Annotated in this window: 14 protein-coding genes and 1 pseudogene; 10 read left to right on the forward strand and 5 right to left on the reverse strand. The window is 59.9% G+C overall.

Annotated features, from left to right (window positions below; all coding sequences use genetic code 11):
- Window positions 1–76: 76 nt before the first annotated feature.
- From ACQ4V8_RS19050 to ACQ4V8_RS19065, 4 genes are all read left to right on the forward strand, one after another.
- The gene (locus tag ACQ4V8_RS19050) at window positions 77–274 is read left to right on the forward strand and encodes a hypothetical protein (RefSeq protein ID WP_010399555.1); all 198 of its coding nucleotides are present in this window, start codon (window positions 77–79) and stop codon (window positions 272–274) included.
- Window positions 275–419: 145 nt separating this feature from the next.
- Window positions 420–2,006: a methyl-accepting chemotaxis protein gene (locus tag ACQ4V8_RS19055; protein WP_070346867.1), complete on the forward strand. Its 1,587-nt coding sequence runs from the start codon at window positions 420–422 to the stop codon at window positions 2,004–2,006.
- 82 nt (window positions 2,007–2,088) lie between these two features.
- On the forward strand, window positions 2,089–2,958 hold the full coding sequence (locus ACQ4V8_RS19060) for a ThiF family adenylyltransferase (RefSeq protein WP_010399551.1): 870 nt from the start codon (window positions 2,089–2,091) through the stop codon (window positions 2,956–2,958).
- Window positions 2,959–4,068, forward strand: a complete 1,110-nt coding sequence (locus tag ACQ4V8_RS19065) for a nitroreductase family protein (protein ID WP_436572010.1) — start codon at window positions 2,959–2,961, stop codon at window positions 4,066–4,068.
- 77 nt (window positions 4,069–4,145) lie between these two features.
- Here the strand turns inward: ACQ4V8_RS19065 and pepA are convergent, their stop codons facing one another.
- Window positions 4,146–4,979, reverse strand: coding sequence for a flocculation-associated PEP-CTERM protein PepA (pepA, locus tag ACQ4V8_RS19070; RefSeq protein ID WP_010399547.1), 834 nt, complete (start codon window positions 4,977–4,979; stop codon window positions 4,146–4,148).
- 309 nt (window positions 4,980–5,288) lie between these two features.
- Between pepA and ACQ4V8_RS19075 the strand changes: the two genes are divergently transcribed.
- The 4 genes from ACQ4V8_RS19075 (at window position 5,289) to ACQ4V8_RS19090 (ending at window position 7,039) form a co-directional block, all read left to right on the forward strand.
- Window positions 5,289–5,462 (forward strand): hypothetical protein, encoded by a 174-nt coding sequence (locus ACQ4V8_RS19075; protein WP_193365535.1) that lies wholly within the window; start codon window positions 5,289–5,291, stop codon window positions 5,460–5,462.
- A 240-nt stretch (window positions 5,463–5,702) separates the two neighbouring features.
- On the forward strand, window positions 5,703–5,840 hold the full coding sequence (locus tag ACQ4V8_RS19080) for a hypothetical protein (RefSeq protein ID WP_193365534.1): 138 nt from the start codon (window positions 5,703–5,705) through the stop codon (window positions 5,838–5,840).
- Between the two features lie 128 nt (window positions 5,841–5,968).
- Window positions 5,969–6,337: a hypothetical protein gene (locus ACQ4V8_RS19085; RefSeq protein WP_029496523.1), complete on the forward strand. Its 369-nt coding sequence runs from the start codon at window positions 5,969–5,971 to the stop codon at window positions 6,335–6,337.
- A gap of 243 nt (window positions 6,338–6,580) precedes the next feature.
- Window positions 6,581–7,039 (forward strand): acyl-CoA thioesterase, encoded by a 459-nt coding sequence (locus ACQ4V8_RS19090; protein ID WP_043462425.1) that lies wholly within the window; start codon window positions 6,581–6,583, stop codon window positions 7,037–7,039.
- 87 nt (window positions 7,040–7,126) lie between these two features.
- Here the strand turns inward: ACQ4V8_RS19090 and ACQ4V8_RS19095 are convergent, their stop codons facing one another.
- The 3 genes and pseudogenes from ACQ4V8_RS19095 to ACQ4V8_RS19105 form a co-directional block, all read right to left on the reverse strand.
- Window positions 7,127–8,533, reverse strand: a complete 1,407-nt coding sequence (locus ACQ4V8_RS19095; protein ID WP_010399540.1) for a DEAD/DEAH box helicase — start codon at window positions 8,531–8,533, stop codon at window positions 7,127–7,129.
- A gap of 521 nt (window positions 8,534–9,054) precedes the next feature.
- A pseudogene (locus ACQ4V8_RS19100) lies at window positions 9,055–9,590 on the reverse strand (SDR family oxidoreductase); the annotation flags it as partial.
- A 323-nt stretch (window positions 9,591–9,913) separates the two neighbouring features.
- Window positions 9,914–11,326: a transglycosylase SLT domain-containing protein gene (locus ACQ4V8_RS19105; protein WP_070346795.1), complete on the reverse strand. Its 1,413-nt coding sequence runs from the start codon at window positions 11,324–11,326 to the stop codon at window positions 9,914–9,916.
- 348 nt (window positions 11,327–11,674) lie between these two features.
- Between ACQ4V8_RS19105 and ACQ4V8_RS19110 the strand changes: the two genes are divergently transcribed.
- Together ACQ4V8_RS19110 and ACQ4V8_RS19115 are read left to right on the forward strand one after the other, a co-directional pair.
- Entirely contained in the window at window positions 11,675–12,247 is a 573-nt protein-coding gene (locus ACQ4V8_RS19110) for a DUF1415 domain-containing protein (protein ID WP_436572029.1), read from the forward strand.
- Window positions 12,244–12,441, forward strand: coding sequence for a DUF1289 domain-containing protein (locus ACQ4V8_RS19115; RefSeq protein WP_128089281.1), 198 nt, complete (start codon window positions 12,244–12,246; stop codon window positions 12,439–12,441). Before ACQ4V8_RS19110 ends, ACQ4V8_RS19115 begins: the two co-directional genes overlap by 4 nt.
- A 134-nt stretch (window positions 12,442–12,575) precedes the next feature.
- On the opposite strand, the gene ACQ4V8_RS19120 is transcribed toward ACQ4V8_RS19115, so the two are convergent.
- Window positions 12,576–13,082 (reverse strand): DUF1993 domain-containing protein, encoded by a 507-nt coding sequence (locus ACQ4V8_RS19120; protein ID WP_196855532.1) that lies wholly within the window; start codon window positions 13,080–13,082, stop codon window positions 12,576–12,578.
- Window positions 13,083–13,224: the final 142 nt, after the last annotated feature.

Here is a 13,224-nt window from a genome sequence, read left to right on the forward strand (position 1 = left end):
GGGGGCGCAGGACGCCGAAGCTGTTAAACTATGCATTATTGATCTGATATCGCAATTTTACAAGCAAGGAAATACGATGGCTAAGAAAGAAGAGCTCGACCCGGAAACCCTGGAGTTGATCAACTGGTGTATCGAGGTCGAAGGCTTCCTCGTGGCTGGTGGCGCCACTGTGGCGCAGGCGCAAGACCATATCGAAGAGCAGGTCGAATGGTTCACCGATCAATTTTACGATGGCTTGACGCCGGAAGAGGCAGCCAAGGAAGCGCTGGCGTGATCTGCTAACGACATTCGAGTAGTATCAAAGCGGGCGGTGCCTGCCGGGCATCAGCCTGGTAGCGCCGCCCGCTTTGCATTTTTGAAAAGATTTCCTTATGGAAATTGTTTATAATTCCACGCTGCATTTTTTTACACGGGCCACCATGACTCTCCGTTCGCGCATTCTTTTATTGTGTTTCAGCACCTTGCTGGGCATCGTCCTCATCGCTTCATTCTCTCTGTATTCCTTGCGCCAGACCATGATGGCCGAAAGGGTCGAACAATTGACGGTGCTGGTGGAGCTGGCCAATGCGTCGGTGGAAAAGGCGTATGCGCTGGAACAGTCGGGTAAGCTCACGCGTGAGCAGGCCCAGCAGCAGGCCAAGCTGGCCCTCGGCAGTTTCGTCAAGGACGAGATGTATTATTTTGTGCGCGACTTCAGTACCGACTTGCTGTACGTACATCCGAATCCTGCGCGCATCGGCACGCCGCAAAAAAATATGCAGCAGTCGGGTGACCGCTACCGGGCAGCGCTGGCCAGTAGCCGCATCGGCCTGGTGCAAGCCGACGGTACGCGTCCCGGCGTGAAGGAGCGCGTGGCGAAGATGTACGCGGTGGTGAAATTTGCGCCCTGGAACTGGGTGATCGGCACCGCCACCTATATCGATGATATCAACGATAAGTTTTGGGACCAGGCCGGCGTGCTGCTGGCGATTGGCGGCGCGCTGATGCTGGTGGTGGGCGCCTTGGCGGCCCTGATGTTGCGCCGCATCCTGGCCCAGTTGGGCGGCGAACCCGACTATGCGGTCAGCATCGTCGCGCAAATCGCTCAGGGCGACCTGACCACGCACATCGATACGCGCCCGGGCGACACGGACAGCTTGTTGATGGCGATCAAGGCCATGCGCGATAACCTGGCGCACCTGGTGAGCCAGGTGCGCAACGATGCCGATGCTATTTCCACGGCGTCGGGCGAGATTGCCTCGGGTAACCACGACCTGTCTGCGCGCACGGAACAGCAGGCGGGATCATTGGAAGAAACTGCGTCGACCATGGAAGAGATGACTTCCACTGTGCGCCAGAATGCGGACAATGCGCGCCAGGCCAACCAGTTGGCCATTTCTGCCTCGCAAGTGGCGACCCAGGCGGGCGGTGTGGTGAGCCAGGTGGTCGACACCATGGGTGCCATCAATGCCTCGTCGAAAAAGATCGGCGACATCATTGCCGTCATCGACGGCATCGCCTTCCAGACCAATATCCTCGCCTTGAACGCCGCAGTGGAGGCGGCGCGTGCAGGCGAGCAGGGCCGTGGCTTCGCCGTAGTGGCCAGCGAAGTACGCAACCTGGCGCAGCGTTCGGCGGCCGCTGCCAAGGAAATCAAGCAATTGATCGATAGTTCCGCCGAGCAAGTGGGCGCCGGTGAAAAACTGGTGGCGCTGGCGGGCGAGACGATGGAAAAAGTCGTTAGCAGCGTGCAGCATGTGACCGATATCGTGGCCGAGATTTCCTCGGCCAGCGCCGAGCAAAGCACTGGTATCGAGCAGATCAACCAGGCCATCGCCGAGATGGATAACATGACGCAGCAAAACTCGGCGCTGGTCGAGCAGGCTTCGGCAGCAGCGCAAGCCATGAACGAGCAGGCGGCCGGGCTGGCACAGATCGTCAGCGTGTTCAAGGTGGACGCAGCGGCGCGGCATGTGGCGCTGCCCTCGCACACGGCAGTGGCTGCGCCACGCCGTCTGGCGCGCTAAGCCGTCATCCTGGCGGGAACTTATCGCCCGACCGTCTGTCAAACTATTCTTGGTTCTTTAGGAACATACAGAAGAGGTTGGCATGACAGACGGTTTTTCTTATCCTGCAGCATTCGCCCGCAACCTGGGCTGGGTCACGCCGGCCGAGCAGGATAGCTTGCGTGGCAAGCGCGTGGCCATTGCCGGCATGGGTGGCGTAGGGGGCGTGCATTTGCTGACCCTGGTGCGGCTGGGTATCGGTGCTTTTCACATCGCCGATTTCGACACTTTCGATATCGCCAACTTCAATCGCCAAGCCGGCGCCATGATGTCCACCCTGGGCCAGCCGAAGGTCGCCGTGCTGGCGCAGATGGCGACGGACATCAATCCTGAATTGGAGATTGAACAGTTTCCAGACGGGATACATGACAGCAATCTGGCAGCGTTTTTTGCCGGTGTCGACCTGTATGTGGACGGCCTGGATTTCTTCGCCTTTGCCGCGCGCCAAGCCACCTTCGCCTGCTGTGCGCGCCTCGGCATCCCTGCCATCACGGCCGCGCCGCTGGGCATGGGGACGGCCGTGCTCAACTTCATGCCGGGCGGCATGACGTTCGACGCGTATTTCGGCTGGGGTGACTTGCCTGAAGAAGAAAAAGCCCTGCGTTTTCTGGTCGGGCTGGCGCCGGCGGGCTTGCACGGCCGCTACCTGGTCGACCCGTCGGCCATCAACCTCAAGCAGCGGCGCGGGCCATCGACCATCATGGGGTGCCAGCTGTGTGCGGGCGCTGCCGCCACCGAGGCACTAAAAATACTCTTGAAGCGCGGCAAGGTAATGGCGGCGCCGCATGGCATGCATTTCGACGCTTACCGCAACAAGCTCGTGCACACATGGCGTCCCGGGGGCAACCGTCATCCGCTGCAACGCCTGAGCATGGCCATCATCAAGCGGCGTCGCGCCGCGCAGGGGGCGTAAATGACGCAAGCACTGCTGCTCGATCCCGTGCTGGAAAACATCCTCGACCAGGCGCGCTGGGCGCCCAGCGGCGATAATACGCAACCGTGGCGCTTTGAAGTCGTCGCGCCGCGCCATGTCGTCGTGCATGGCTTCGATACGCGCAGCCATTGCGTGTATGACCTTGACGGCCATCCCAGCCAGCTATCGGTGGGCGCCTTGCTCGAAAGCCTGGCCTTGGCGGCCAGCAGCCATGGCTTGTGCATGGAGGCGCACCGGCGCGGCGGCTTGCCCGAAACCTTGCCCAAGTTTGACGTGCGCTTTGCCGACAGTCCAGGCATGCTGCCCGACCCCTTGGCGGCGTTCCTGCCACAGCGCAGCGTGCAGCGACGACGGCTCAGCACGCGCCGCCTGCGCGCCAGCGAAAAGGCGGCGCTGGCCGCCAGTTTGCCGCCCGGCTACGGCGTGCAATGGTTCGAAGGCTGGCGCGCGCGCCTGGCCTGCGCGCGCCTGCTGTTCGATAATGCGAAGCTGCGTCTGACCATGCCCGAAGCGCACAAGGTGCACCGTGACGTGATCGAATGGGGCGCGCGTTTCAGTAGCGAGCGCATCCCGGAGCAGGCGCTGGGTATCGATCCGATCACAGGGCGCCTGATGCGCTGGGTCATGCATAGCTGGCGCCGCGTGGATTTTTTCAACACCTGGCTGGGAGGCACCATTGCCCCGCGGCTGCAGATGGACTTGCTGCCGGGGCTGTATTGCGCCGCACATTTCGTGCTGCTGGCCGATGCGCCGGCGCGCCAGATCGACGATTACGTGGCGGCGGGCCGTGCCATGCAGCGTTTCTGGCTGACGGCCACGCAGCTGGGCGTGCAGTTGCAGCCGGAACTGACGCCGTTGATTTTTGCCCGTTATGTGCGCGAACGGCAAGCCTTTTCGCGCACCGAAGGCATGCAGGAGCTGGCGCAGGAGTTGGCGCTGCAATGCCAGGGCGTACTCGGTGCGGCGGTGCTCGAACGGGCCGTGTTCTTTGGCCGCATCGGCGCCGGCCCTGCGGCTCAGGCGCGCTCGCTGCGCCGGCCGTTGCAAGATTTGCTGGTGGCGCCGGTCGATGCGAGGATGCCTGCGTGAGCGGCAGGAGTTTGCCGGCTGCCGCAGTGGAAAAAGCCGCTCAGACATGAGCGGCTTGTCAATTCGATCAGCGCATGTCAAGCCTGGCGCTGCCCGCCTTGCTGGCGGCGCGCAGTCATGCCCAGGCCAAACAGGCCGATGCCGAGCAGGGCGATGGTGCCTGGTTCAGGTACAGCTGCTTGAAATAATTCCAGGCCGCCGCCGTCGGACATCGCGATGAAGCTATTCGTCAAGCTGCCACCGACGAAGCTGTTCGTATTTCCGCTGAGAGACTCGAAAGGGAAAAACGGGTTGGGATTAACAAAGAATAACTGTCCTTGCGGCGTCAGCGTGGCGTTCATCAAGGCCTTGAAGTCGCCTTGCGCCAGACCGTTGAAAACGTGTGCTTCACCCACATCAAGCGTGTAGGTGACGATCGCATAGTCATCTGCGGAGACGCCACCCACAGTTACCGGCGAACCGGCTACGTTGCTGACCGACAATGACGTGTTCTGGTTGGGGTCGATGTACAGCGTCATGCTCAGGGTTTGAAAGTTGGCGAGGATACCGGACCCCAAACCATTCGACTGACCGGTGATGGTAAACAGGCCATAGATGCCATAGCCATTGAGGGCGTTCAGTTGCGATGGAACGCTACCGCCATTGGGGCTGCCGAAAGCGGCCTTGGTCAGGAAGCCAGTTTGGGTGAAGGGATCGTTGCCACCACCCAAACCGCCAACGATGGTTTGTTCGACGCGCGAGTGATATTCAAAGCTGATGCGGTCGGCCACCACCAGATTGGGAGCGGTACCGGGAACGGAGCCTTCATCGGCGGTAAATAAAGGACCAGCGAGTGCGGGAGAACTGATCAGCGCAGCAGCGATGGCAGCCGCAGATAGAGCGAGACGCAGGACTGAGGACAGCGGTTTCATGGTATTTCCTTCAGCGTGAGGGTGAATCGGAGCAGGTCACTGTGGCGGCTGCCGCAGATAACCTCATACGCCCTTGAAGCAGAATTCGTACCATGTAATATTTGTATTTAAATTCAATAGTTTATAAAAATAGATAGGTCGTTTGTCGCGCGTATGTAAAAAAAATCGACATTCGATTTGGCCCTCACAATTGCATGCCCATCCCAGCTGAGCTAGTCATGCCAGGTGCGGCGCCGGCAGCATGGAGCGCGCGCCTCGCGGGCGCCAGTGTTTTTCATCATCGCTTACAGTGTGGCAAAGGAGGTCACCATGCAGCCACAATCGCGTCATGCCCCGTTGCGCGCCCACAGCACGCCTGAACCGGATATCGGCCCGCCGCCCGAAGGCGATCCGCTGATGCCGCCGCTGGAAAAGCCGCCGTACGCTGATCCCGTGCCGGTCGAGGAACCGACGCCGCCGCCACCACCCGTCAAGATGGCTTAAGAGCAAGCATTCGAGCACGTGCGCCTAGCTACGCTGCCGGGCCACAGCCGCGCGCTGTCTATTTTTGTTCGGAAATGGTTTGCGCAGGCGGCAGTATCGCCGCGCCATTTAAACAACAGAAACGCCAATAAGTGTTGCCTGATGGATACAAATCAAGCGCTAACTGCTGTGTGTCATGTGGTCGTCACGATTCTGTTCTTATAATAAGACATCATAAAAATTCTTGTACAGGAGACCACCGTGGGCAATTCCTTGCATAATAAAATTTATCTGGGCCGACGCCCTGTGATGGCTGGCAAAAACCTCGTAGCGCTGGCCCTGGCAGGCGCCGTGGCCGGTTGCGGCCTGGCGTGGCTGCTGCTGCGTAGCTACAAATAGGCGCAATCTGCGCGCATTTCAGCATGCCGTCGGTGGTGTTGGCGGCGACTGAATTACGTTGCCTGTTGCCGATGCGCTGCTGGGCGCGTACCATGAGGGCCGAACACCTGGCCTTTTATGGAAAAGTAATGAAGAACGAGAAATTAACAACCGATGAATATGACGCGCTGGAGCAAGTTGCACGCGGCATCAAGACCGAGCGCCCCAGTGCTTGCGTTGCCCGCAATGCCAAGCGCCTGTCCGGCCTGAAGCTGCTCAGCTATGCACGCGATGGCCGTCTGTCCATCACCGATAAAGCACAACAACTGCTGTTCCTGCGCCGCTGCATCATGGGTTTGCGCGCCGTCGCCGCCGATCCGCTGACCAAGCTGGACTCGGAGGTGGCCTATTTCCTGGGTAAGAAAGCCCACATCGTGGCGCGCGCGGAAGGCGAGGGCCACGACATTTCTGACAAGGGCCGCGACTCGCTGGTCGACATCGACACCCTGGGCCTGTAAGCGCCTCTCCCGGTAGATGAAGACATCGTCTGCCGGCGCCGCTCAGGCGCGGGGGACTGCCTTGTCCGTCGCCGCATGGCTTGCCACGCGTCTTGCGCGTCCCTTGTCCGCACACCTGAGGCACTGTCAGCAGAAGAGCTTGCCTGCCGGGCTAGACTTTGCACCGAGCAGCCGGCCCCTGAGGCCGGTTTTTACATCCCCACACTTTTATATCCCCTTTGGAGAACACTTTTGGACAGCGCGATGAACTGGTCGGCCCACGAACTGACGATGACGGTCTTGATGACGCCCGATATGGCCAACTTTTCCGGTAACGTGCACGGCGGCACCATCCTGAAATACCTCGACAGTGTCGCCTACGCCTGCGCCAGCCGCTATTCGGGCAGCTATGTGGTGACCCTGTCCGTGGACCAAGTGATGTTCTTGCAGCCGATTCACGTCGGTGAGCTGGTGACGTTCCTCGCCGCCATCAATTACACAGGCACGACCTCGATGGAAGTGGGCATCCGCGTGGTGACGGAAAACATCCAGCAGCGTCTGGTGCGCCATGCCAATAGCTGCTATTTCACCATGGTGGCGGTGGACGCCGACCGCAAGCCGGTGGCCGTGCCGCCGCTGGTGCTGGAGACGCCGGAGCAGCAGGTGCGCTTCGAACAGGCCAAGCTGCGCAAGCTGTCGCGCCAGAAGGTGTCGAAGAAATAAATGCGCCGCGCATAAAAAAACGGCCTCCAGAGTGATCTGGTGGCCGTTTTTTATTGCTTGCCGCCTATCGGCGGCGGGGCGCCGTGATTAACGGTCGCCGTAGCTGCGGCGTGCGCCGTCGGTGCTGCGCGGGTTGGAACCCTTGTAGCCGCCGCCGGTGCTAGGCGCGCCATCCTTGCGTGGTGCGCCCGGCTTGCTGAACGTGCGCTGGCCTGGCTTTGCGCCACCACGGTTGTCGCCTGGTTTCCAGCCGCCTGGACGGGCGCTCGAACGTGGTGCCGATGCCGTTTTCTTAGGCTCGAAACCTTCGATGACATTGACTGGGATCAATTGCTTGGTGAAGCGTTCGATACGCTTGACGTTCATGCCTTCAGCGTGGTTCACCAGCGAGATGGCCAGGCCATTGCGGCCAGCGCGGCCGGTACGGCCGATGCGGTGGACGTAGTCTTCCGGGAACTTCGGCAGATCGTAGTTGAATACGTGGGTGATCGTCGGTACGTCGATACCGCGGGCGGCAACGTCGGTGGCGACCAGCACTTTGACCTGGCCGCGGCGCATGCCGTCCAGGGTGCGGTTACGCGCGCCCTGATGCATGTCGCCGTGCAAGGCGGCAGCCGAGAAACCGGCGATGTTCAGGCGGTCGGCGATGGTGTCAGCGTCACGTTTGGTGGCGGTAAACACAACAGCTTGATCCAGCGTTTCGTCGCGCAGCAGATGGTCCAGCAGGCGATTCTTGTGCGACAGATCGTCGACGAAGTGGACGCGCTGGGTGATGTTTTCATGCTTGTTGCTCGAACTTGCCACTTGGATAACCAGTGGGTTTTTCGTGATGCGGCGCGCCATGTTGCCAACGACGCCGTCCAGAGTCGCCGAGAACAGCATGGTTTGACGGCCTTCTGGCGTCGCTTCCACGATTTTTTCGATGTCGTCGATGAAACCCATGTCCAGCATGCGGTCGGCTTCGTCCAGCACCAGGATTTCCAGTTGCGAGAAGTCGATCTTGCCCGAGTCCATGTGGTCGATCAGACGGCCAGGGGTGGCGACCAGAATCTCAGGATTCTTGGCCAGCAATTGCATTTGTTTAGGGTAAGGCATGCCGCCCAGGATCGACACAGCCTTGATGCGGCGGATGCCGCTGCTGTATTTGTCGGTGTTGGTGGTCACTTGCAGGGCCAGTTCGCGCGTTGGCGTCAGCACCAGCATTTTTGGCTGGGCAGCCTTGAAGCGTGGACGCTCGCCGCGGGCGCGCGATGCTTGCATTTCCTGGTTTGGCGTCTTGCCGGCGGCGCTTTGTTCGGCGCTGGCCAGTTTGTGCAACGACGGCAGCATGAACGCTGCGGTCTTGCCCGAACCGGTCTGCGACGAGACCAGCAAGTCACGGCCTTCGATCGCGGCGGGAATCGCTTGCGACTGTACCGCGGTTGGCGCGGTGTAGCCCGATTCGGTCAGTGCGGCGATGATGGACGGATGCAGGCCTAAGGATTCAAATGTCATTCTTTTCTTTCGTAAAAATCAGCGTTCTTGCAAAAAGCAGAACGCAAAATAGCAACGCCAACCAAAACGAAATGACTCAACTAGAAAGAAATTTCGGCACAAAAGCTTTGCGCCGGGACGGTGTCAGGTGCGACACACAAGGCGGGAGGGCTTTATAAGCGGCATCCTGTGGATGCGCTAAGGCTTGCGAAGCTGCTAAGTTTGTACTGCGTTTGTAGTGCATTTACTGCGGTATTGCTATCGCTTCAAGGGAACATATTGCAGCGCACAACGACACTATACCGTATTTGCCGCCGTTTTGCACGGTATAAATGGGGAAAAACGAAAGTCCTACCACGTTTTGCACATGTTTCCTATGCAAAATCAGTAAAATGACGCAGTTTTTAGCCGCTCAATCGCCTCTTGCCACGATGTCGGCAGGCAGCGGCGGCGGCTGCGTTTTCCTGGCCCGATGGGTTTCTGGCTATCAAGAGACGACAAGCGGCGCGCGTGAAGTATCGATCACCGGCGCATTGCTCTGTCTCTGTATGGACGGCCATCACTTGTGAAGAGCCGCCATCGACGCAGGTGATCTCGCCGGTGATGCCCGAGGCCGGGTCGGACAGCAAAAAGGCGGCCGTGTTGCCCACTTCCTCGATGTTGACGTTGCGACGCAGCGGCGCGTGTTTGGCCACAAAGCCCAGGAGTTTGCTGAAATCCTTGATGCCGGAGGCGGCCAGCGTCTTGATGGGGCCGGCGGAGATGCCATTGGCGCGGATGCCGCGCTGGCCCAGCGATTCGGCCAGGTGGCGCACCGACGCTTCCCGCGACGCCTTGGCCAGCCCCATGGTGTTGTAATAGGGCGCGGCGCGTACGGCGCCCAAGCACGTCAGGGTCAGCACCGATGCACCCGGATGCAGCAGCGGCAGTGCGGCCTTGGTCATGGCCGGAAAGCTGTAGGCGGAAATATCGTGCGCAATGTGGAAGCTGTCGCGCGATAAGCCATCGAGGAAGTCGCCGTCGATCGCTTCCGCGGTGCAAAACCGATGGCGTGCGCCAGGCCATCGAGCTGTTGCCAATCAGCAGGCCCGGGATGAGTAATGCCGTTCAGTTAGTGTCAGTGATGCTTTTTTTAGCCCAAGAACAAGGACTGGGGTTAGCGAATTTACTGGCGCTCATCAATCACGCCAAAATCCTTGACTGAACGGCATTAGCCGGTGATGAGGATTTTTTTGCCTTGCAAGAAAGCCATGACGACTCCTGTTTGGGAGAGTAAACGGACCAGGGCGGATGTGTCACCGGCCGCGACAGCAAAGCTGTGGCGGCCGGTGGAAATCCGATGCCGGGTGGCTTGCAAGGCCTAGCAACGCCGGCCAGAAGTGTCGCTCACGGCAGGTGCATTCAATGGCGGGCCTTGGCGCGACTGTTGCCGCCGCCGCGCTGGATGCGCGGTTTTACCAGGGAAATTGGCGCCGCCTGCACCTTGCCGCCCTTGGTCGCGCGTCGCAGTGTCTTGGCGGCCCGTTCCGGGCGGTCCGCTTCGAGCAGCATGGTGGCGCTGTCGGCGATTTCCTGGCTGATGTCCTTGTTCACCGTGGTCGAGGTTTTCGGCACGAGGATGGTGGAGCCGGCGCGCAGGCTGGTGCGCTGGGGGATATTGTTGGCCTGGCGCAGCACGTCGGGCGTGGTGCCAAATTTCGACGCCAGCGTTTCGATGCGTTCGCGCGCGTTGGTGATCTTGTGCGTGGTCCAGCTCGACAAGGCATGGCCCCACTGTGCCAGGTTGGTGGTGAACTTGGCGGCATTTTCCTGCGGCAACAGAATCTTGGTTTTTTCACCGCCGATGATGACGGGGCGGTTAAACTGCGGATTCAAGGCTTTGAATTCATCCATCGACAGTTCGGCCAGTTGTGCGGCAACAGTCATATCGATGTCGCTGGTCTTGTCGATGGCCGTGAAGTACGGCTGGTTGTCGACTACGGGCAGGGTCAGGCCGAACTGGGCTGGATTGGCGATGATGTTTTTCACCGCTTGCAACTTGGGCACGTAATTGCGCGTCTCTGCCGGCATCAGGTCGGCCAGGCTGTCGAAATCGGTGGGTTTGCCCAGCGCCTGGTTTTTCTTGATGGCGCGCTGCACCGAGCCTTCGCCCCAGTTATAGGCAGCCAGCGCCAGTTGCCAGTCGCCAAACATGTCATACAGGCGCTGCAGATATGTCAGGGCCGCATCGGTCGAGGCCAGCACGCCGCGGCGCTCGTCCTTGAACATGTTTTGCTTGAGGTTAAAGTCGCGCCCCGTGGCAGGCACGAATTGCCACATGCCGGCTGCATTGGCGCTGGAGAATGCCTGCGGGTTGAAGGCGGACTCGATGAACGGCAGCAAGGCCAGTTCCGTCGGCATGCCGCGCTTTTCCAGTTCCTGCACCACGTGGAAGATGTAGCGCGAGGCGCGCGCCGTGGTGCGGGCGATGTGGTCAGGGCGGGTGGCGTACCAGTTGACGTGGTTGGCCACCAGTTGGTTATTGATGTCGGGAATCGCATAGCCGCTGCGGATGCGGCCCCAGACGTCGGCTTCGCGCAGCGGATCGGAATTGTCGCTGAGATTTTTCAGCAGACGGTCGGTCTTTTGCAGGCGGTTGTCGAGGGTGGGGAGTTTTGCCGTGACCTGGGCGGTCATCGGGATCAGCGCCGGTGCGGTGGTGGCGACTGGTGCGTTATCGCTCTCAACACCGGCTTCGTACGCCTGGCTGAGGGCGGGCGCAAGCGCCAGGGCCAACGCCGCCAGGACGGTAGATGTAAAGGAGTTTTCGTGCATAGTGTTCCATTATTGTCGTCGGAGAAACATCGGACAGACCCATGATCAAGGTGCGAGTGTACGGATATCCTCATGTCGCAGTCAAGAATTATGTCAGCATGATGACAGGAAATAAGCGTCAATAAGTGGTAAACGCCTGGGTTTCCATTCGTAAGTACCGTCATCATTGCAAATTTTATTCGTCCGATGCGCGATTCGGCCGTTGTTATAGCATACATGGCGAGGACGATCGCGCAAGTTTGGCAGGCATTCCGTATGAGACTGCGCAAAGAATGTGGACAGTGCGTACAATTTGGTTAGTGCCGGCCATTGGGCTGCCGGCCGCCATATTGATAGAGAGCCATGCATATGAACACCCCGCCGCGCCATGACGACGACAACGCCGTCATCATCGCCAATACCGTTGTCTGGCTGGAAAAGGCCGTCATCGGCCTGAACCTGTGCCCGTTCGCCAAGGCCGTGCACGTCAAGCAGCAGATCCGCTATGTGGTGTGCGAATCGAGCAATCCGGAAGACTTGCTGTCCATGCTGATGGACGAGTTGCAAATTCTGGCCGACACGCCCCCCGAGCAGATCGACACGACTTTGCTGATCCACCCATACACCTTGAACGATTTCCTCGACTACAACGAGTTTCTCGATGTGGCCGACGCCGCCGTCGAAGACATGCACCTGGCCGGCGAACTGCAAGTGGCCAGTTTCCACCCGAACTACCAGTTTGCCGAGACGTTCGAGGATGACATCAGCAACTACACCAACCGCTCGCCCTACCCGACCTTGCACTTGCTGCGCGAAGACAGCATAGAGCGCGCCGTCGAGGCCTTCCCGGAAGCGTCGGAAATCTTTGATAAGAATATCGCCACCTTGGAAAATCTGGGCGTCGAAGGCTGGGCCAAGCTCGGCTTGCCGCAGGCATCATGATGGCGGACAAGCAATTACCTCCCCGTGCCGATACGCCCTGCGTGGCTGTCTGCTCGACGACGTTCGACGAAATTTGCCGCGGCTGCGGGCGCAGCGTGGTGGAAGTGGCCCACTGGGTGTCGATGACGGATGCAGAGAAGGAAGTGGTGTGGGTGCGGATTCTTTCTCAAGGGTATCCGCGCCGCAATACGTAGCTTAGCCAGCAGCAACTGCTGAACTGCCGGGGGCAGACCCCCTAACTGCCGGGGTCAGACCCCCAAGGACGCTAACGCAGAGCTCAGCGCTAGCGTGCGCGAGGGTCTGACCCCAGATCTTTCAGCGTCAACTATTAATAACTGCCGATAAAGTCTTTTTTACCGACTTCAATGCCGTTATGGCGCACGATGTCGTACGCCGTCGTCGCGTGGAAGAAGAAATGCGGCAGTGCGTAGTGGAACAGATAGGTCTGGCCCGTGAAGTGCTTGGTTTTTTCGCCGCTACCGGTGGTGATGGCGCGTGTTTCGCTGCCGTCGATGTCCGCTTGCGGCAGGCTTTCCAGGAAGGCGATGGTTTTCACGATGCGCGCCTTCAGCTCGGCAAAGCTTTGTTCGCTGTCTTCATACGCTGGCACGGCCACGCCGGCCAGGCGCGCGCCGCAGCCCTTGGCGAAGTCGGTGGCGATCTGCACCTGGCGCACGAACGGCAGCATGTCCGGGAACAAGCGGAATTGCAGCAGGGCGTTCGGGTCGATTTTCTTGTCTTGCGCGTGCGTTTCCGCCTTGTCCAGGATGGCGGCCAGGCTGCCCAGGATCTGTTTGAAGACGGGGATCGACGCGGAGTAGATGGAGAAGGTCATGGTGGTTCCTCTAGGTAAAGTGGGGCGATGATAGCAAGCGGCGCGTTTTTCTGCTGGCGCTGGCCGGACGCGCCAGCCCAGGTGTGGTTTTTCAGTCCCATGTATATGGCCTGAGGTCGGCGTTGGCGCGTGTTTATTGGTG

It is taken from the genome of Janthinobacterium paucivorans (assembly GCF_051380805.1).
In the GTDB taxonomy this organism is placed as follows: Bacteria; Pseudomonadota; Gammaproteobacteria; order Burkholderiales; family Burkholderiaceae_D; genus Janthinobacterium; species Janthinobacterium lividum_D.